At 44.2% G+C, this 20,835-nt stretch carries 17 protein-coding genes; 6 read left to right on the forward strand and 11 right to left on the reverse strand.

The window, feature by feature from the left end:
• On the forward strand, positions 1-3,131 hold a 3,131-nt coding region (locus tag MF542_RS15550; protein WP_247021128.1), incomplete at its 5' end, for a VCBS domain-containing protein.
• A 428-nt stretch (positions 3,132-3,559) separates the two neighbouring features.
• On the opposite strand, the gene MF542_RS15555 is transcribed toward MF542_RS15550, so the two are convergent.
• The 9 genes from MF542_RS15555 to MF542_RS15595 all read right to left on the reverse strand — a co-directional run bounded on the left by MF542_RS15555 (position 3,560) and on the right by MF542_RS15595 (position 13,993).
• A complete protein-coding gene (locus tag MF542_RS15555) occupies positions 3,560-6,847 on the reverse strand; it encodes a S41 family peptidase (RefSeq protein ID WP_247021130.1) in 3,288 nt (1,095 codons plus the stop codon).
• A 361-nt stretch (positions 6,848-7,208) separates the two neighbouring features.
• On the reverse strand, positions 7,209-8,102 hold the full coding sequence (locus MF542_RS15560; protein ID WP_247021132.1) for a TolB-like translocation protein: 894 nt from the start codon (positions 8,100-8,102) through the stop codon (positions 7,209-7,211).
• A 10-nt stretch (positions 8,103-8,112) separates the two neighbouring features.
• A complete protein-coding gene (locus tag MF542_RS15565; protein ID WP_247021133.1) occupies positions 8,113-9,306 on the reverse strand; it encodes a serine hydrolase domain-containing protein in 1,194 nt (397 codons plus the stop codon).
• A gap of 77 nt (positions 9,307-9,383) precedes the next feature.
• A complete protein-coding gene (locus MF542_RS15570; protein WP_247021135.1) occupies positions 9,384-10,253 on the reverse strand; it encodes a hypothetical protein in 870 nt (289 codons plus the stop codon).
• A 24-nt stretch (positions 10,254-10,277) separates the two neighbouring features.
• The gene (locus MF542_RS15575; protein WP_247021137.1) at positions 10,278-11,126 is read right to left on the reverse strand and encodes an alpha/beta hydrolase; all 849 of its coding nucleotides are present in this window, start codon (positions 11,124-11,126) and stop codon (positions 10,278-10,280) included.
• Between the two features lie 142 nt (positions 11,127-11,268).
• On the reverse strand, positions 11,269-11,991 hold the full coding sequence (locus MF542_RS15580; RefSeq protein WP_247021139.1) for a CPBP family intramembrane glutamic endopeptidase: 723 nt from the start codon (positions 11,989-11,991) through the stop codon (positions 11,269-11,271).
• Between the two features lie 42 nt (positions 11,992-12,033).
• The gene (locus MF542_RS17845) at positions 12,034-12,531 is read right to left on the reverse strand and encodes a MarR family winged helix-turn-helix transcriptional regulator (protein WP_343264946.1); all 498 of its coding nucleotides are present in this window, start codon (positions 12,529-12,531) and stop codon (positions 12,034-12,036) included.
• A 95-nt stretch (positions 12,532-12,626) separates the two neighbouring features.
• Complete coding sequence (locus MF542_RS15590; protein WP_247021143.1) at positions 12,627-13,289, reverse strand: ChrR family anti-sigma-E factor; 663 nt, start codon at positions 13,287-13,289, stop codon at positions 12,627-12,629.
• Positions 13,289-13,993 (reverse strand): sigma-70 family RNA polymerase sigma factor, encoded by a 705-nt coding sequence (locus MF542_RS15595; RefSeq protein WP_247021145.1) that lies wholly within the window; start codon positions 13,991-13,993, stop codon positions 13,289-13,291. Before MF542_RS15595 ends, MF542_RS15590 begins: the two co-directional genes overlap by 1 nt.
• A 133-nt stretch (positions 13,994-14,126) precedes the next feature.
• Here MF542_RS15595 and MF542_RS15600 point away from each other — a divergent pair, with 133 nt between their 5' ends.
• Genes MF542_RS15600 through MF542_RS15620 form a run of 5 tightly spaced genes read left to right on the forward strand, consistent with a single transcriptional unit; the run spans position 14,127 to position 19,437 of the window.
• Entirely contained in the window at positions 14,127-15,494 is a 1,368-nt protein-coding gene (locus MF542_RS15600) for an NAD(P)/FAD-dependent oxidoreductase (RefSeq protein WP_247021147.1), read from the forward strand.
• Positions 15,494-16,282 (forward strand): DUF1365 domain-containing protein, encoded by a 789-nt coding sequence (locus MF542_RS15605; protein ID WP_247021148.1) that lies wholly within the window; start codon positions 15,494-15,496, stop codon positions 16,280-16,282. The genes MF542_RS15600 and MF542_RS15605 overlap by 1 nt, the downstream gene beginning before the upstream one ends.
• A 14-nt stretch (positions 16,283-16,296) precedes the next feature.
• Positions 16,297-17,514, forward strand: coding sequence for an SAM-dependent methyltransferase (locus MF542_RS15610; RefSeq protein WP_247021151.1), 1,218 nt, complete (start codon positions 16,297-16,299; stop codon positions 17,512-17,514).
• 4 nt (positions 17,515-17,518) lie between these two features.
• Positions 17,519-18,796, forward strand: coding sequence for an MFS transporter (locus tag MF542_RS15615; protein ID WP_247021153.1), 1,278 nt, complete (start codon positions 17,519-17,521; stop codon positions 18,794-18,796).
• A gap of 41 nt (positions 18,797-18,837) precedes the next feature.
• Complete coding sequence (locus tag MF542_RS15620) at positions 18,838-19,437, forward strand: DUF3833 domain-containing protein (RefSeq protein ID WP_281501740.1); 600 nt, start codon at positions 18,838-18,840, stop codon at positions 19,435-19,437.
• Here the strand turns inward: MF542_RS15620 and MF542_RS15625 are convergent.
• Both MF542_RS15625 and MF542_RS15630 read right to left on the reverse strand, forming a co-directional pair.
• Complete coding sequence (locus MF542_RS15625) at positions 19,378-20,124, reverse strand: SDR family NAD(P)-dependent oxidoreductase (protein ID WP_247021157.1); 747 nt, start codon at positions 20,122-20,124, stop codon at positions 19,378-19,380. The two genes, MF542_RS15620 and MF542_RS15625, sit on opposite strands and share 60 nt — an antisense overlap.
• Complete coding sequence (locus MF542_RS15630) at positions 20,121-20,798, reverse strand: DUF6134 family protein (protein ID WP_247021159.1); 678 nt, start codon at positions 20,796-20,798, stop codon at positions 20,121-20,123. Before MF542_RS15630 ends, MF542_RS15625 begins: the two co-directional genes overlap by 4 nt.
• Between the last annotated feature and the right edge of the window lie 37 nt (positions 20,799-20,835).

The raw sequence follows: 20,835 nt of genomic DNA on the forward strand, positions 1-20,835 counted from the left end.
TTGATGCAGATGTTAATGTTGCCGGTGATGTTGTTGTTAGTTATCAGTCAGATACAGGTGATGGTAATGGCTTTGATATACAGCTAAGAGTGTTGTCGTTTAACGCTGCTCCTGAAATCATTAATACTGGTATTCCGTTGAATCTGGATTCTACGGAAGAAGATACATCGATAGTCCTGACTCCCGACGTTTTCATAGCTGGGGTGACAGACCCTGATGGCGACGATCTTTCCGTGACATCAGTGTCAATTGATCCGGCCTTTGGCAGTATTACCGATAATGGCGATGGTACTTTTACATATACACCGTCCGCAGATTTTCACGGGGATGATATTGACCTCACTTTTACCGTGGAAGATGGTAACGGCGGTACAGTAACCGGTGAAGCAACGATAGATGTTACATCAGTGACTGATGCTGTTGAGGATACTGCGACGACTGATGAGAATACAGCCGTGAGTGTGAATGTTCTGGATAATGATACCTTCTCTGGTACAACAACGCTTTCCTCAGCTACTCTTCAGGACCCATCACAAGGAACACTCAGTTTTGATGCTGATGGTACTGTGAGTTTCACGCCAGCAGGTGAGCTTGCTGCCGATGAAAGTATCACAGTTGTAGTTGATACGGTAATTGCCAATGGTGGGGCTGACGAAACATCAACTGTGACTATCACAGTGAACGGGTTTAATGATGTCGCTGTTATTGGTGGAGACCAGACGGGAGCAGTGACAGAGGATGATGATCCTGATAGTGACGGTCTTCTTGAGGTCAGCGGCCAGCTTACTGTTTCTGATGTAGATGGAACGGCTGAAGAAAGCTTTGTGTCGGGTACATTCTCGGGAGCATATGGCGAGTTAAGCCTTGATGCTGCAGGTAACTGGATCTATGTGGCTAATAATGCCCAATCTACTATCCAGAACTTGGATGACGGGGAAAGTCTTACAGATATCATTGCCGTAAGCTCAGTTGATGGAACACAGCAGGATATCTCAGTAACAATTGCGGGTGTAGATGACCCGAACCAAAATCCCACGGCAAACAATGTGTCGGTTGCAACCGATGAAGATGGTGCAGTTAGTGGTAATCTAAGTGCCTCGGATCCAGATGGAGACCCTCTAATCTATTCGCTTGTAGGTGGGGCATCTGTTGGAAGCCTAAATATTGCTAATGATGGCAGTTTCACTTTTGATCCAGGAAATGATCTTCAACAGTTTAGCCATGGGGCAACTGCTACGGTGAGTTTCACTTACCAAGTGAGTGATGGGCGTGGTGGTGTTGATCAGGCTACACTGTCTATCAGGGTTACTGGCGTTAATGATGCCGCTATTATTAGTGGAGACCAGACGGGAGAGGTCACTGAAGATAGTGATCCTGATGGTGATGGCCTTCTGGAGACCGGTGGACAACTGACTATTTCAGATATAGATGGAGACAATGAAGAAAGCTTTACACTGGGTACATTCTCGGGAACATATGGTAGCCTTAGTCTTGATGCTGCTGGTAACTGGAGTTATGCAGCCAGCAATGGTCAATCTGCTATCCAGAACCTGGATAGCGGTGAAAGCCTCACCGACTCTATTAGCGTAAGATCAGTTGATGGAACCCAGCAAACCATTAACGTGACGATTGCTGGTGTGGATGAACCTATTCTACCGCCGCCTGCACCTGGAACACCTGATTTGCTCGCTTCTTCAGACAGAGGGGTTAGTTCCAGCGATAACATCACTAACGATGCTACTCCTACTTTTAGTATCAATGTATCAGGCCAGGAAGTTGGTACCGTGATTGAACTGAGAGAAGGAAGTACCGTGCTTGCTAGTCGGGCGTTGACCTTAGGGGATGTTGCAAATGGTTCGATTAACCTCACTAGTAGTGGGCTGACCGGGAATAACATCAATGGTATTGATCACCAGATCAGAGCTGTTGCCAGTGATAACGGGCTATCTACAAGTTCAGGCTCTATTACGGTGACAGTCGATACGGTCGCACCAGTGGTGACGATAGACGATAGTATATCCGGTATAGCAGATGGCTCCGTAACCTTTACCTTTAGCTTCAACGAGCAAGAGTTTGGGTTTGCTTCGAATGATGTATCTGTATCTGGAGGAGCGACAAGTGGTTTTGATGGGGCTAGCGTTGTTGTGACACCCCCAGTGGATGCTTCAGGTGTTATCAGCGTGTCGGTCGCTAACGGTAGCTTTACTGATAGGGCTGGTAATGGAGGTGTTGGTGATGCTCATAACCAAGGCTTTAATACAGAGTTACCAAATAATGCACCGACACTCGTAAACCTTGATGTGACGACCGAGGCTTTGAGGGGAGGTCGCACAGTTAGTGACGTGACGATTGCCAGAATTGACGCGAATGATCTGGATGGTGATTTTCTACTGTTCACACTTAATAATGTTTTTACCACTCCTTCCGAAACCAATACGTCATTTACTTTTGTTCAGCTTGATGATGACTCCGCTGTCATCAGGGCATCAGGTGAACCAGTAACTGCTGGCTTCTATAGTATTGAATATACAGTTTCAGATGGAAATGGTGGTTCCTTTGATGGAAGTATTGACTTCCAGGTTCAGGGCGAGATTTTTGACGGTGGTTTTTTCCCTATTGTTCTTGATCTCGATGGAGACGGTATTGAACTTATAGATAATCATTCATTCGATGTAGACGGTGATGGTGAGCTGGAGCTTACAGGCTTTGTTGGCCCGGATGACGGCTTACTTGCGCTTGACCGAGATGGTAACGGTATCATTGATAGAGGAGCTGAAATTTCCTTCATTGATGACTTGCCAGGAGCTGAAACAGATCTGGAGGGGCTCCGTGCCTTTGATACTAATGGAGACGGTATTCTCGACAGCAGCGATGATCAGTTTGATGAATTCCTTGTCTTCCAGGATCTTAATGATGACGGCATTGGTGAGGCAGATGAACTCTCTGGTTTGACTGAATTAGGTATTACATCAATTGATCTTACCGGTACACCAACGGGTGAGGTGCTTGATACGTCTATTGCTACCGGTGCAATATTGAACACCACAACCTTTACCAGAGCAGATGGTACTGTTGGGGAGGTGGGAGACGTTGTGTTTGCTACTTTTGATCTGACGATTGAGCTGCTTTAACTCTATGGGTTCAACTCGCAAGGCAGCAGTACAATGTGTGGCGCCTGTAAGCGGTAGTTCATGCTCACAAGGCAAATTTAAGGGCCGTTCATCATTAGGTGGGCGGCTCTTAAACTTCGTTACGACGAGAAAGGACATAGTCCTAAGGAAGCTGTCTCTACGAGGGGAACCAAATAAATCCCACCCGTTCAGGCAAAAAAAACTGCTGGCCCAAAGCACCAGCACAAGCGATAGCAAATGATGGTATGAACGTTCATCACAAAGAACGAAGCTAAACGGCGACGGAAGACAAGGCCTCACGAGGCCAGAATAATCTTAAATATTATCAGGCTCTTAATAGTTATATACCGTAGCTGTTGAGGGAATTTTAGTATGAAGTCGGCATAAGCAGGGCCGTTTTTAGCCCTGCTTAAGTGAATGTTTCCTATTTACTTGCCAAAGTAATTTGGGAATTGAGGTGTTTTAGGCTCTTTGGCTGGATTTTTCTTAAGCTCGCTGAGGAGATACTCAACAGTAGCCTCAAGCTGTGGGTCTCGACCTTTACGCCATAAAGCAGGATCCCATTCAACTTCTACATCAGGGCCAGTTCCATAGTTTTCTATTTCCCATTCGCCCTCGTTACCGAAGATTGCAAAGTCCGGCGCTCTAACGGTACCACCGTCCATCAAAGGAGGAAGGCCTTGTGCAGCGACAAGCCCGCCCCAGGTACGTTTGCCAAATAGCTTACCCGCACCACTCTTCTTGAAGAACCACGGCATGGCATCTCCACCTGAACCAGCCATCTCATTGATGATCATGGCCTTTGGGCCGTATATAGCGCCAGCAGGCACTGGAACATTGATATCACCATGACGGTAGAACATGTTTGCGAGCCGTTCTTTTTTGAATACTTGGGTTACATAATCAGCGAGCAAGCCACCACCATTGAAGCGTTCATCTAAAACCGCGCCTTTTTTATCGGTTTGCGCATAGAAATAGCGGTTAAAGCTTCTAAAACCCGGCCCTGCGGTGTTTGGCATATATATATAAGCAAGCTTGCCGCCACTGAGTTCGCCAACTTTTCTACGGTTTCCTTCCACCCAATCTATGTTTCTGATGCCTCTTTCATTGTTAATTGGTTTTACCGTGATTTCACGCGCATCAGTGCCATCGGGATTCGGGCTGATTTTAACGCGGGTTTGCTTGCCGCTTGTTGCTTCAAAAGCGTGGAAGATATTTTGCTCAGATGTGAGGTCACGGCCATTAACAGCCAGAATATAATCGCCAACTTTTACATTGAGGCCTGGTTCATTCAGTGGTGCCACCAGACGAGGTGACCAGTTTTCGCCGTTATAAATTTTGGTGATACGGTACCTGCCATTTTCAATTTCATAGTCAGCACCGAGAAGTCCGCCAGCGACACGGGCTGCTCGAACCTGATCACCACCACCAATAAACATATGGCCGATGGTAAGTTGGCCCAGCATCTCTGTGAATAGATAGCTTAAATCACTTCTATGGCGCACATTATCTAAATACGGTTTGTAAGTAGATACAGCCCAATCCAGATCTAGGCCATGCAGGTTTTTATCATAGAAGAAGTCTCTTTCGCCGCGCCAAACTTCATGGAACATTTGTTTCCATTCAACTTCTGGCTCAACAAACACTTCCATTTGCGATGTTTTGATAGGTTTCCCTGGTTTTGCAAGGGCGGCTGTTGCGACAATACTCCAATTTGATCTACCTCGGCGAACAAGTGCCTTTTTACCGTTGCTTGATACATCAAACGATGTAAGGCCACCTGTAACCTTGCTGAACTTTTTGCTTTTTCCATCAAATTTATAGAGAGAAAGTGTAGGTGGGCCAGCTCTGCCTGTATTGGATTCAAGCGCAAATACCTCACCTTTTGCACCAGAGACTAAGCCAACCCATGTTGTATCAGCTGCGGGCAGGGCAATAATGCGGTTTTGAATGTCTTCCAGATCAATTTTTAAAGCCTTTTTGGGCTTTTCTTTTGGTTTGTCAGCCTCTTTTTCATCGCCCTTATCTGCAGATTTTTCAGCCTTCGGTTTTTCTTCTTTCTTTACGGCTGGCTCATCATCACTTTCGGCAGTCAATGGTGATTTAGTATCTTTTGATAGTACTGCCGCGTAAACCGACCGTGTTGTTTGGCGACCAAGGCCAGACATATCAGCAAAGCTGATTGTTTCACCAATATTGGTGCTGGCTGTGAAGTAAAGATACTTACCGTTTTTATCAAACGTTGGGTGGCGTGCATCCGACATACCGTCAGTAATCTGGTGTGTTTCCCCACTATCAAGCGAATAGACAAAAATCGCCCGTAGAAGGTTCGGTAATTGTTTGGAATATGTGATCCAGTCGCTTTCCGGTGCCCAGCTAGGCGCCATTGTATCAGAGCTGGAGATAATATTTTTATCTACTTTCACAGCCTCAGGCGCATCCGCAGATATATCGACATACCAAAGGATATTCCCGTGATCAGTCAATGTTATTTTTTTACTGTCAGGTGACCAGATAGGAGAACGGTAGAACATAGGCGGAAGCTTGATGATACGCTCGTCTTTCTCACCTTTTTGATCACGGATATGAAGGGCATATTCACCTGTTGCTTCAGATAAGTAAGCAATTGATTGCCCATCAGGGGACCAAGCGGGATCGCGTTCCATCGCACCTGTGGTGCGGGTTATGTTCCGTACGTCGCCTTTTTTCTCAGGCACCGTTAATATTTCACCGCGTGCTTCAAAAACAGCCCGTTTACCAGACGGTGAAATATGGGCGTTTGCTATGCGATTACCAACATTCGTATATCGTGGGCGCACTGCGGTAACATCAGCGTTTAGCGTGATATCAACCTTGCTTGCTTTGCCTGTTTTTGTATCGAATAAATGGATGGTACCAAACTGTTCAAAAGCAATGATGCCGTCAGGGCCCACGCTGGCAGATTTGATATCCATCCCCTTTTGGGTAAGGGCCTGTTTAACGGATTTACGCTTTGTATCGTAAACAAACAGCCTGAAATCACCCAGTTTGCTATCTCGGTCAGAGATGAAATATACCTTGTCACCTACCCACATAGGGTTTTTGTCAACGCTTGCTTCACTTGGTACTTTTTCGGTGGAAGAGTCTGCTAATTTAGCAATCCAGATTTTATCTTGCTGGCCGCCGCGATAGCGTTTCCATGCTTGTTGCCACTGGCTGAGTGGCTCATAAGCGAGATAGTCTGAATTTGGTGAGAAAGAGCCTTTTTCTGCACTTGGTAGCGGTAGTTGTGCCGGTAGCTCGACATTCTCTGCTGATACAGTGAACAGCCTAACAAAATTGGCGTAGCTATTTCTGCCTGAGCTGAAAAGCACATCTTTACCGTCGCGTGACCAGCCACGAATAACATCGGCACCAGGGTGATATGTTAACCGCTTAGGTGTGCCCCCATTAGTATCAATCACATATACATCGGTGTTGCCGTCGTATTCGCCTGTAAAGGCTACTTTGGAACCATCAGGAGAGAAAAACGGTGTGCTTTCAATGCCAACACCAGTTGTGAGCCGTTCTGCTTCACCGCCTGTGCGGTTAACGCGCCACAAATCTCCAGCATAGGAAAACACGATATGGTCTTTGCTAACCGTTGGTTCTCTATAGAGCGTATGGCTATCTGCCAGTGCGCTTGTGCTGATGGCAGTTACCGTTAACAGACCCATTAAGGCCTTTTTATAATTCATGCGTCTCACCCCGTTTTTTCTTTGTTTGAAATATTCTAGATAAACCATAGAAGTTGGTGCGCTAAAGGCAAACTATCTGTCGGCATTGCATGATTAAATTTACAGAAAGTGATCTGTTCGGGCTTCATGTACCCTACGGTTCAGATTAGGGTGTTTTCTATCTAAAGAACACCAAGTTGAAGACAAGCCATACCAAAAGTAGATATACGACATAGCGCATTAAAAGAATTATCAATGATTTAAGCGGGACAATGATTGCACATAGCCGGAAAGCTATAAAGATACAGTGTAACACATATTTTGAAAGAAGTGCTGACCCCCATTAAGGAAGCCAGTTTTTAGCTGATACTTAGAATGAGCACTATTCCACGGGCTTTAAATCTTTGATGAATGAAGCATCAATCCAATATAGATCGGATTGACGTTCACCGCTGCCATCTGTGCGCAATACCATTCGGTTAAAGAAAAGATATTTTCCATCAGGTGTGATGCGCGGACCACCTTCTTCGGCTTCAGTGTTTACTGTTCCCCCCAAATTAATAGCTTTGCCCCAGGAGCCGTCCTTTTCTCGGAAACTTATATAAAGATCGCTGCTTCCGAAGCCGCTTTCCCTTTCGCCGTCCCACATTATATAGCTCTCGTCAGGTGCAATGAATGGGTGTGCATTCCATGTACCGGTGTTGATTGTTTTAGGTAGAGGCTTTGGATCTTCCCATTTTCCGTTGGCGCGCCTTGAATAGCGGAGTATGCCATCGCCTTCACTGCTGCCTCTTTCATCAAGAACCAAGGTTCCCTTTCGGGAAGCTGTTAAACCCATGATTTGAATTTCTTCAAAGGCTGGGCCCAGGCTTTTCATTCCTGACCAACCGTTTGCCGTGCGCTCTTGGTATTTGGCATCATAATGTAACGTTTTGCCATCTGGAGAGTGGAAAGGTCTCTGCACATCTTTGGGTACGACTACCATTTTCCAGCCATTGCCTACGCGTTTAAATGTAACATTTACTGGCTCAGGTGCTTTATTGGTATGTCGCCAGCGGCCGACATAAAACTCATTCATATCAGGTGAAAAGCTACCAGCATCTCCCCACTTTTCCGTATTAACAATACCGGGTGCAAAGGGCTTAGCTGTGGAACCTGGCGGTGTTTGCCCGAGGTATGGGCCTTTCAGTTTGGATACTTCATCTCCCGCACTGCTGCTGTTTGCGATCGCCGCTGTTGAAGCCATGAGGAGAGTTGCTGTGAACAATAATTTCATGATCTCTTCCTTATTTAATAAATGCGGGAACAACGATATTTTCTATCTGAGCCATGATTTGATCTTCTCTATCATGGCCTGTGATCACGATGGTGAGATCAAGCTCATCAATTACGATGATACGCTGTCCACCACCGCCCCAGGCGAAGGTGGCGTTGTAACTTTTCCCTTCGACTGTAAGAGGGGTTTGGTAGAAAAAGTATCCGTAGCGATAGGTATCTGGTATCCAGTCCTCGGTTGGTTTCACAAGGCCGCTCGTTGCTTTCTCTAAATACTGTGCCGGAATAAATTGTTCTTGGTTCAATTTACCATCGTTAAGCATAATACTGCCGAATTTTAACATGTCCCGTGATGCCATGCTTACGCGCCAGCCTGCTTCAGGCAAACCACTGATGTGATCCTTCCATTGGTAGTTCTTAATGCCTAATTTATCGAGAACTTCGGTTTTAATGAATTCTTGTGCTGAACCCGGCACAACTGCATCAATGACCGACATCACCAACATCGGATTGAAATTACCGTAATTATAAACCTGAGTGTCTTTTGTGATTGGAGCGCTGTGTTCTAAAAGGGACTGCACGAGACCTTGGCCCTGAAGCGGCTCAGGAGTTTTCTCGGTTTCAGTCCATTCTTCGCGATTTATACTCAGCCCTCCATGCATGGTGAGTGCTTTATGAAGCGTAATTTTTTCAGCACCTTCCGTCAGCTTTGTACGGTCCACATTCTTTAGGAAACTGATGAGAGGCTTGTCCAAATCTGCCATAGTCAGATACCCGAGTTGCATAGCGCGCCCGAGGATCAGGCTTGTGTATCCTTTAGTAGCTGATGCCTGACCGTGAGTAAGATTTATACGTCCGCGGCGAAAGTAGCTTTCAAAAACCAACTTGTCTTTATGGGTGATAAGCAAACTGTCGTAGTTGCCGTATGTGCTTTCGCCCAGTTCTTTGGCAAACTGTATCAGAGCAGCTTTCTTCTCAGCATCAATGGTTAATTTTCCAACGGGAAAACTGTCGTCCCTCAGGGCAGGAGATGTGTTTATGAAGGCTTTTTCAAGGAGAGGTATATCTCTGAATGAGAGATTGGCTTCAGCCGGGCTAGCCTCTGCTGAGTTTCTGTTTTGGTCATCAGCTATTACTGCAAAGCTACTGAAGCTGCTTAATAGAGCGACAGCCAATATACGTTTAACGTGCGAATTGATGGTCATTTAACTATCCTGCTTTTGAAAGTTTATGATAAGGCCTGATGAGCTTCGAAGGTGCTCGTTATGCTCTCGTAACAATTCTATTTTTTCGGCCTTAGTTTTTCGATTACCTTGGCATCAACCCAGAAAGTATCTGTGTTATCAGGGCCCACATTGCGATTGAAAAACAGGTATTTCCCATCGGGTGTTACTTGAGCAGCGAACTCAGAAGAACCTGTGTTAATTTCCTCGCCGAATTTGATTGCTTCACCCCATAATCCGTCTTCTTGCTTGAAGCTGATGAACAGATCAGCGTTGCGCTCGGCGTTATTTCTCTGTCCATCCCAGATAACGTAGCTTTCATCAGACGCAATAAATGGGTGTGCATTCCACTGGCCTGTGTTGATTTCCTTCGGGAAGGGAATTGGTGCCTCACGCTTGCCGTCGATAATCCGTGAATAACGAAGCATGCCGTCGCCTTCTCTCGTGGCTTCATCTATTGCAATAGTGCCTGCGTCGGAGGCGGTAACTCGCATAATGCGGATATCTTCGAAATCAGGACCTAAACGTTTGGCGTCAGACCAATTATCTCCGATGCGCTCTTTATAACTCCGCCCGAAAAACATGGTGTTGCCATCAGTAGATAGGGTAGGCGTACCGCTTCTTGGCGATATAACGCGTTCATGCCATTTGTTGTTTAGCTGTTCGTAAACAACAAACTCTTGCTTGGGGTCTGTGTCAGCATTCACTTCACGTACCCAATATAGTTCCTTCATGTTTGGCGCGAATACAACGCCGTATTCCCAGCCTTCCGTGGAAATAATACCCGGTGCAAAGGTTTTTGGTGTTAAACTGGGCGGTGTCTGCCCCAGGTAAGGGCCTTCAAGGGTAGGCTTGTTTTCATCAGGATTACTTGCGTTCACCGCGAAAGACATGAGTAGCAGTGCCGTAGAGGCTGATAGATATTTCATCTGATTTTCTCTTTATTCGGGAAGCTATTTGTTCGTGAGCTCTGACAGCCATTTTATGCTGCGCGTAAAAGTTTCCGGCACAGCAGTGCCGTGATTTGAAGCTTTGATGATTTCAAGGCCAGTGAGGCGTATGCCGTTATTGCCACTGCGATTTAAAACCGACACCAGTTCTTTGGTAGTGGATATACTGTCTGCCTCTTCCAGTTCGCCAATGGAAACAAATACATTTGCGTCTATTTTTGCTTTATCTGAAACCTTTTGAGTAGCTATCTCGTCAATGATCTTCAAACTACGCTGCCCAAGGGCTGGGCTGCCGAGAATATAGTGGTTGAAGGTATCAGGTGCTGCAAAAAGCATATAAGCGCCAAATGCCCCGCCCAGGGAATACCCCAAGTAAGCTCTTTGTCCTTCAGCCGTCCGGTATGTACCTTCCACATAAGGGATGACATTTTTCCGTATGAGTGAAAGGTGTGCTTCTCCCTGACCATAGTTGTTTTTGGCCTGTCGTTCAGGGTCGCTTGATGGATAAAGGGTGTAATCTCTGAACCTGCTCTGGTGGGCTACAGAGTCACCTGCGTTTTGTTGCCATGAAATGCCAACCAAAATTACATCAGGCATCAGGTATTCGGTGGTGCCAGACAGTAAATCCATATGCCAAACAGCATCTGTTGTGTAGATTACCGGGTATTGTTTATCGTGGGTTTCCTCATAGTTTTCCGGTAGTTTAATATAGAGTTCATACTGTTTTTGGGAATTGCCAGCAGTAATGGGAACAACTTGTGTTCTAGGCATTGCGTAAGGCGTGGTTTCGTCTGCTCCTGCATACGTGAGCGGCGGCAAAAGCAGTAAAGCTGCTATCGCGATCTTTTTCATTATAATCCCCCTGATTTAGAACAATAAGTTCGCTGTCAGAGGGATTTCGGCGGATCGGGCATGATTGTACAAGCGAAGTGCGGTAAACCGTTCACCTAAACAGATAAAATGTTAAGTTATAACAAAACTGTTTAGCTTAAGATTAGCCTGTTACACCGAAATAGAGCAAAGTAAGGCCAATTGAGTTGCTGATGCCGTGAGATAAAATGAGCGGCCATAAGTTTCTTTTAAAAACGAGATACAGCAGGCCAGATATAAAGCCAATTACACCAGTTGCCACCCAACCCGCTGCACCTTGGTAGTAATAATGCTGCTGTCCGAACAGCATAGCTTGTGCGGAAATTGCTAAAAAAGTCGTGGCCGGAATTTTTGAAAATAACATTTCAAAACGTACAAACAGTATTTTTCTGAATAGTATTTCTTCAGTAAGACCACCGATAACCCATGCGGTTATCAACCAGAAAAGATATACTGGAAAGTTCCCTGGTAGGTTTGCAAACCGGCCCTGAAATCTTTCATCAATAGCTTGTATTGCTTCACTAGGTGTTCCAATGAAACTTACGGCGAGAGATTGTGCGAGAATACCTACTGCGATTGTTACTACAAGAGCGATTACGGTGAGCGTAGCTAGGCGTTTCCAGCTAATGACTTCGTCGTTTCCATTGAGGGACCACGAAACATTCGATTGCTTTAAACACCATGTAGCAATGCCTAGAGTAAAGAGGAGAGATATAGGACCCGCGTAACTCCAAAGAGGCTCAATTTCTAGAAGGAGAGATTTCACCACAAGAAGCGTACCGATAATGAAAATACAGTCACGTAGCGCTGTCCATATCTGTTGATTAGTTTGAGTAGATGCTGTCATGATTATTTCCCTGATGGATATATTTTTGTTTGCTGGTTCGCGTTAACCGGAGTTGCGAATAGAGCGCATTCGGTCGCGGAGCGAAGATTTATTTAGAGCGTCGGTTGTTTCCTGAGCGATTGATGTCAGGTCGTATCCGAGTTCCTGAAATAGGGTTGTAAAAAGTTGTTCCGCATCTTTTAGGAATATTTGTAGTTTACGGAATTGATCCTGCCCTTTGGAAGTAAGTTGTATGACCTTGCGCCTGCCGTCGCTGGGGTCATTTACCCTTTCAGCAATATTGAGTTTTATTAGTAGTTCGATACGCTGTGTAACCAGTTGGTGCGGTTGCTCAAGTATATTTCCTATGTCAGCAGCTGACATGCCTCCACGCTCACCAATTAGCAGTACAGTGGAAGTAGCTCTAGCAGGAAAGACTATTCCAGCGTCTTCAAGTATGACCTCGCCTTGATCGGAAATTAGGTCAGCCAACCGATTTAATTGATTGGCAATGAAAGCTCGCTGTAGAGCGTGACTGTCTATGTAATTTCTTAACGTCATCTTGGTTCCTATTTATACAATTTATTGTACAATAAATTGTATAAATAGGAATTGTCAACCTTTAGGGAACTTGATCAGTCTATGAAAGGGTGTGGTTATAGTCCGATAAAAGGCTGCATCATCCGACCCATAAGGCTTTGGATACGGATAGGCGCTTCTGTTACAACAAGACAGATACAGTCCTCACCTTCATTGATCATCGGTTGGTGATCACGAATATCTTGGTCTGCTATTTCAAGATCTCCGGGCATGAAATCGTGCCCATCTACATTATAGCTACCTCTTAGAATAAGAGTTAGTTCTAAACCATTATGATCATGCTGAGGGATTTTTGTACCGCCTCTGGCTCTCAGCAGCCATAGTTTTTCCCCTTTTGGACCTGTGGCCAGTTTTACCTGTTTCATGCCGGGACCCATAATGCGCCATTTTAAATCGTCCAGATTATCATCAAGATAATCTCGTAGGCATTCTGGCAAATCAGTGTCGGTATTTTTTTTCGAACGCATTTGGAGATTGTTGATTGCTTCGGGGAAGCTCTCCAGTTTTGCCATTGTATCTTCTAGCAGAGTTGGAGAAATATCTGCTTTGTCACCAGAGCAAATGATTTCACCACCTATCTCCTCAGCGATATCTATCCTTTTTTGGAGAGCTGGGTGATAATGAGCATGCGAAGCTACTATAAGGGCATGTGCATCAGGTAAGGCGCCTGCCGCATAAGAAACCAACCATTCATCTGAAATAAGGCCATGAGCGTTCATTACCTATCTCCTAACTCTCTACGAAGCGTGTTAAACGCCATTCTTATTCTTGATTTAACAGTACCCAGAGGAATAGATAAACGCTCAGATATTTGAGAGTGTGAAAGTTCTTCAAAGAAGGAAAGTTCAATCACCTGTCTCTGCGCTGCATTTAAATTTACAAGTGCCTTGCCAATCAGGTTTACATCTTGAGCCACTTCAAGTGGCTTATCAGTGCGATCTGTAGCTACTAGATGAGCCATATGATCATCGGCATTTACTTCAGGATACTTTTTCTTGCGCTTTAAATCTATCATGCGGTTCCGGGCTACACGGAATATCCACGTGGAAAACTTAGCCTTTGTTGGATTGAAAAGCGCAGCTTTTTGCCAAAACGTAATCATAGCTTCTTGAGAGATTTCTTCTGCTACTGTGTCTGGGAGACCATGCTTTAGAAGATATGATTTCAAGCGCGGAGCGAAATGAGAAAACAGCTCTGCAAAAGCAGTTTTATCTTTGTTTTCAGCTACACAGCGGGCCAACTCTTCGAAGCTAACGACCGAATTATTATCCAGAGGGGTAATAGGGATCACCTTGCGACTGATTAAATCATCTCTCGTATCATGATGACCTGAAGAGAGATGCCCTGTCAAGAAAGGGGGTGTGTCTTGACAAGGCACCTCTACTCGCGAGGAAACAGGAGGTATGATTGCGTTTTGTTTCATGCAGTGGATTACGTGAGAGATCAGTTTTTGGATCACATAAAATGAAAGAATGATCTAACTAATTCATTCGCCCGTAACGATTTGAAAGAACGAGGGGAAAACCTCCTAGAAGATCGAACGGGAAATTTATTCGATGGAATCTGAACAATCTCATGAAACACAGAAGGGTGTCGGGAATAGAATTGCTGTTGTTGGATCCGGTATTTCCGGGCTTTCAGCAGCTTGGCACCTAGCTAGATCGCATGATGTAACCCTGTATGAAGCAAACGATTACCTAGGAGGGCACACGCATACTGTTGAGATAACAGTGGACGGCGTGAAATTTCCTGTAGATACAGGTTTTATAGTTTTTAACCCGCAGAATTACCCCAACCTTACAGCTTTTTTTGACCATCTTGGCATTGAGACACGAGAGACAGACATGTCTTTTTCAGCTTCTATTGATGATGGTAATTTTGAATATGCTGGAGGGGACGGAGGCGGGCTGCTAGCTCAGCCGAGTAATGTTTTACTCCCTAAATTTTGGTCGATGATATCGGGAATTCTAAAGTTTTACCGACGATCTGATAGGTATGCCGAAGACAGTGCTTTTAATGATCTAACCCTAGGCGAGTTACTCGAAAGAGAAAAATACTCCAAGGCGTTCATTGAAGGGCATTTAGCCCCTATGGGAGCGGCTATATGGTCAAGTGATAATAGTAATATTTTAAAGTATCCCGCTAAGTCTTTCCTGAAGTTTTTTAATAATCACGGCTTAACCCGGATTACTAACCGACCAGTCTGGCGAACAGTTGTGAACGGTAGCGTTTCATATGTAAGGGCCATTGAAAAGAAACTTTCAGGTATCAGTGATATTCGGCTGAACGCAGGTGTTGAAAAGGTTACATCGGAAGGCGGAAAGGTATGTGTGTTTTCTCAGGGAAAGTCAGAGATATTTGATCAGGTAGTTCTGGCCTGCCATTCTGATCAGGCTCGCAACCTTTTGAAGGGCTTTGATCATTTTCAAGATTTGTTGAGACCTCTTCGTTATTCAGAAAATACTGTTGTTCTTCATAGTGATTTATCGTTAATGCCGAAGCGCAAAAAAGCTTGGGCAAGCTGGAATTACATCGGAAGAACAGGAGCTCACACTCAAAGGCCTGCAATCTCTTACTGGATGAACCAATTACAAGATCTACCTGTTAAAACCCCTGTTATTGTAACTCTGAATCCAGACAGGCCAATCGATCCTGATTTAACTTATGGGACATTTGAATATGACCACCCAGTGTTTGATCAAGCTGCTCTGGCGGCAAAGGGTGATGTCTGGTCTTCGCAAGGACACGATAATATATGGCTTGCCGGAGCATATCTCGGTGATGGTTTCCATGAAGATGGTATCCAATCTGGTTTGGCGGTGGCCGAAATGATCAGTGGTTGTAGAAGGCCTTGGTCTTGTAAGGATCAAAATAAACGAATTGGCCTTCCCAATCTAATCCCTTTGCATGAAGAGGCGACCTAATGGCTAGCTTATTCGAAGAAGGGCTTTTCCTTGGTCATGTCTGGCATAAAAGACGGCATGTTAAAAAACATGCTTTTCGGTATCCGATTTTTTATTTGATGGTGGATGTAGATCAGCTTGATAAAAAAGAAACAGTGTCAAAGATATTATCTTATAATCGGACTAATATTCTATCAGTCTGGAAGCAGGATTATGGGCACGAAAGCAATGTTGGTTTAAAAGAGCAGTTGTTGAAAGAGAGTGAAAAATTAACGCTACGAAAGCCCATCGACAAAATTTATATGTTAACAATGCCTCGGGTGTTTGGTTACAGTTTTAACCCGATAACGACCTATTATTGCTTGAGTAACTGTGAAGAGCTTGTTGCGATTTTTTACGAGGTTCACAATACGTTTGGCGAACGCATTACATATGGCAGTGCAGTCTCACTTAATGATCGGTCGGGATTGGTAAGCCCACACAGCGCAGATAAAGAGCTTCATGTTTCGCCTTTTTTTCAGGTGGAAGGGTCATACAAATTCCATCAAAAGCTCTCTCTAAGTTCTCTCTCTTTTGGTATTCAGTATATAAAGGCAGGGACGTGTCTTCTGACAGCTCATTTACAAGCTGATAGAAAAAAAATCTCTGCGGCCAATCTGTTTAAAGCCTTAATCCGTATACCTTTCGTGACGCTCAAAACCACAATCGCCATTCATTATGAGGCGGCGAAGATTTGGTTCAAAGGCATTCCTTTTTTCAAAAAGCCAAGTGCGCCTGATAAGCAATATTCTCTGGCTGAAGATAGTTAAACGCAGAGGCTTTTATGGATGGATCACTCGTAAATCACACCGCTGAGCAAAAACTTGAATGGCGAGAAAGATTCTTCGCGTCGATACTTTCTAAAATCCATACAGGTCAGCTGGAAGTAATATTTCCTTCTGGTGCGATGATCACCTTTGTAGGTGTATCTAATGATCCTACTTTTTCAAAGGTAGCTCAAATGCACATTCATTCCTGGTCAGCAATTAACAGAGCAATGAGTAGTGGTGCTTTGGGGTTAGGGGAAGGCTTTACAGAGGGCGAGTGGTCTTCTGACGATCTGACGTACCTTTTGAGTTTACTTGCAGTGAATATGGAAGCTCTGGAAAGTAAATTACCGTCCTTTAAAGGTGTTAAATTTCTTAACAAACTAAGGCACTTATTGAACCGAAACACCAAAGCCGGTAGCCGAAGAAATATCTCTTATCACTATGATTTAGGGAATGATTTTTACAAACTTTGGCTTGATAAAACCATGTCGTATTCTGCGGCCATTTTCAAAGATGATCAACAATCCCTTGAGGCAGCACAGAAAGAAAAATATGCGAGACTGGCGAGAGAGTTAAACATACAGTCAGGTGATAGAGTTCTTGAAATAGGCTGTGGTTGGGGTGGTTTTGCTGAATATGCGGTTTCTGAAATTGGCTGTGAAATTGATTGTATAACTTTGTCAAAGGAGCAGCTTGCGTTTGCTGAACAGCGCTTGGCTAATGCGCCGGGCGGTGAAAACGCTTCCTTCTCTCTTACGGACTACAGAGATGTACAAGGGCAATACGACAAAATTGTATCAATTGAGATGTTGGAAGCAGTAGGCGAAGCTTTCTGGCCACAGTATTTCGAGAAGATAAAGTCACTCCTGCAACCGGATGGTAAGGCTGGTATTCAGGTAATAACCATCGATGATCAGCGCTTTGAAACATATAGAAAAGGCGCTGACTTTATTCAGAAACACATTTTCCCGGGCGGCATGTTACCTTCAGATAAAGTATTTAAAACACAAACTGGTAGTGCGCAAATGAAAGTGCACGATGAGTTTGATTTTGGTCTTGACTATGCCCGTACTCTTGCATGCTGGCGAGACAGTTTTTTAGAGCAGCTACCTGCAGTAAAAGGGCAAGGGTTTGATGATCGTTTTGTCAGGATGTGGCTCTTTTATCTCGCTTATTGTGAAGCTGGTTTTTTACAAAACACAATAAGTGTTAAGCAATACGTCATTGGCTGAGCCAATGAAAAGGCAAAAGTATGGTTTCTTAACACTGGTCGCGTATGGGTCTCCGGCGTTTGTAACTTCCTTTCCATTGGTTCCGTTCGCAGTGTATCTCCCGGCCTATTATGCTGAAGATAAGCAGTTGGGTTACATTGCGGTGGGGATTGCTCTTTTTCTGTCTCGATTGATTGATGTTATAAGCGATCCAATTGTTGGATATTTGAGTGATCGCTTCAGTCTGTTAAATAAACGCAGGCAAGGTTGGATGGTTTTTGGAGCGACGATTGCTGCTCTCGCACTTTTCTATATTACACGCCCACCAGAGGTTATTTCTGTAATTTATCTAGGGGCCTGGTCTGCAATTTTATATATTGGTTGGACAATGGTGATGGTGCCTTACATGGCGCTTGCTGCGGATTTAGCGAAAAGTTATGCAGAAAATACACGGTATGTAATGTTCCGAGAAGTGTTCTCACTTTTGGGAACCTTGTTTGCGATTTCCTTACCATTCCTTATGGAAGGTGCAGCACTTGAAAACATAACTACTATTGCGTTTCCTGTTGGTTTGATAGCCTTTTTAGGCGTGTGGTACTTAGTACCAACTCCCAAGTTTGATGCAGCGAATAGCAGTGTTTCCTATGAGGATATAAAAAATATTCTTCAGGTACCTTTTACCAGACGTTTGTGTTTGGTTTGGTTTTTAACCGCTACGGCAAGTGCTGTACCTGCAGCACTGTTTCCAGTCTATGTGACAGAAGTTTTGGAAGGAAGTGATACTGAGCAGGCGTTTGTGATTTTTATCTATTTTATAGCTGCGGTACTAGGTATGCCATTCTTTTTCCGGGTTGCTAAAACATACCTGAAACATAAGGTTATGGCCGTTGGTATGTTGGCCGTGAGTATCATATTCCCAACTGCTATTTTCATGTCCCCAGGCGATGTTACCGGTTTTGCTATTGTTTGCTTTCTTACAGGTTTTGCTCTTGCTGCTGAGTTACTTCTTGGCCCTTCAATGTTGGCTGATGCATCTGAGCTTTATAGCAAGAAATATGGCTCGCGGTTTGCTGCGCTACACTTTGCTATTTGGGGCGTGATATCAAAAATCGCCTTTGCTGTTGCCATTCTGTTGGCATTTGGTGTGCTTGAGGTTTTGAGTTCTTTTCTATATGGTTCAGCATATGCCTTTGCTGTCGCATGTCTGTATGCGGGGCTTCCTACCTTGATAAAATTACCTACCGTTAGGCTGCTTGATACGGCTCCATTTACCATAAAAGATCGTGATCTAGTACAACGCTAAAGTCGTAGAAAAACCAATGAAAACAAGTGGGAGCACGCAATATGCGCGGTCTTCGTATTTTCGGGCTAACAAGCCTAATTCTTTGGTTATCTGCGTGTGGGGCAAACATGAATGTGCAAGATTTTAAAAGCAACCAACCAGATTTTGTACTCGAGGAGTATTTCCAGGGTAGCACTAAAGCCGTCGGATTATTTGAAGATAGATTTGGGAATGTCCGGACCCAATTTACTGTGGATATTACAGGAAACTGGGATGGGAAAACCCTAACCTTAAAAGAAGATTTTCAATATCTCGATGGTTCGACCGAATTCCGCCAATGGGACATTCAAAAAACCGGACCAGCGACATACTCGGGTACTACACAACAAACAATCGGTGTTGCAGAAGGGATGATTTCAGGGAATGCCTTCAATTGGAAATATAAATTCAATTTGAAAGTGGGCGATAGCATCTGGAAAGTAAAGTTCGATGATTGGATGTTTTTGCAGCCAGATGGCACACTTTTAAACAAAGCGACGGTTTACCGCTGGGGATTTAAGATTGGTACTGTGTTCCTTACTTTTACAAAGGAAGAAGCACAGTTAGCGCACTATCTTTCTAGCTACAGCGAAGTAAGCCCAATTCGGCAAAATATTCAATAATTTCATGATTAGTGCAAACGGAGTAGGGAAGGCGATTTCAAAAGCCTTCTTCTCCAGCCCATTGATAATTGTTTCTACTGCATCTTCTACATGCATCAGGAATGGCATTGAAAAATCATTTTGATCAGTAAGTGGCGTTTTGACAAAACCTGGATTGATTAGTTTAAGGTCAATATCATCGGATTTAAGGTCTTCTTTAAGAGATTCTGAAAAAGCTATCAATGCAGCCTTTGAAGCCGAATAAGCGCTCGCGTTCGGAAGACCCCGATAACCGGCCACACTTGCAACGATGGCAATTTGACCAGCCTTATTTTCGCGCATCGTTGGCAGGATAGTTTCCATACAATTCAGTACACCCATATAGTTCACATCCATAATTTTTCCGTGTTCTTCGGCGTTTAACGTTGCTGCAGGTGTCGGGAAATAAGTACCGGCGTTCAGGATAACTTTGTCGGGGGTGCCAAGATGTTGAACCAGCCAAACATAGGCTTGTTCTATATCCGATTGATTTGTGACATCAGCGGAGAAGATATACAGGGAACCTTTTAAATTCTCTGCGTCTTTTTCAAGCTGTTTTAGTTTGTTCGCAGAACGGGCTGTTGCGAAAACGCTCGCCCCGTTTTCGCAGTATTTTAAGGCGAGGGATCTTCCAATACCCGTGCTGGCTCCTGTAATCCAAATAATCATGATACTTTAATCCTTGGGGTGTTTCTACAGTCCACACACCTAAATTCTATTTTACTACCGTCTGAGTGTTTGAAGGTCATACCTATCCAATTTTTATCATCGTCATAGCGGGTGTTAATATTGAGTTCGCCGACGATTGAATATTCAATGAATTCTTTGCTCCATATGCGATCAGCGACAGAGATTTTGTTTAATTCACCAGTTATCGTGTTGAATAGGCTGGGTTGCATAACCGCGGATGAATTCCAGTGATTAGTTGTGTAAAACGCATAAGGAATATTGATAGCATTTTCGAGGGTTTCGCCATTTGTGCTTTCATCAACAGCACTGGTCGCTGATTTTTTGCCGTTGTCGTTTACACGTGTATTAACGGACTTGAGTTTACCATCCACCCATGTTTCATGAGATTGATATGTGTATTTGTAAGCGGTGATAAAAAGAAACTTAACCTTCATTTGTGTTTCAGCAAATACGGATAGTTCGGCACCATTTTGTTTGAAACAAATCATGTGTGAGCCGATTTTCTTGTTTTTACGGTAGACATCATATGTATTTACAGGTGAAGTGCTCTTACAAGTTTCGGCTTTAAGATGGTTGTCACTTGCTAAAAGATTGGTTGAGGGTGAAAGGGCTAGACAAAAGGTCAGAACGCTCAACGGCCTAATATAGCTCACGAATTATTTCCTTTTAGCAAATCACGTTTTTACAGTT

This window comes from Kordiimonas laminariae, assembly GCF_023008165.1.
GTDB lineage: Bacteria > Pseudomonadota > Alphaproteobacteria > Sphingomonadales > Kordiimonadaceae > Kordiimonas > Kordiimonas laminariae.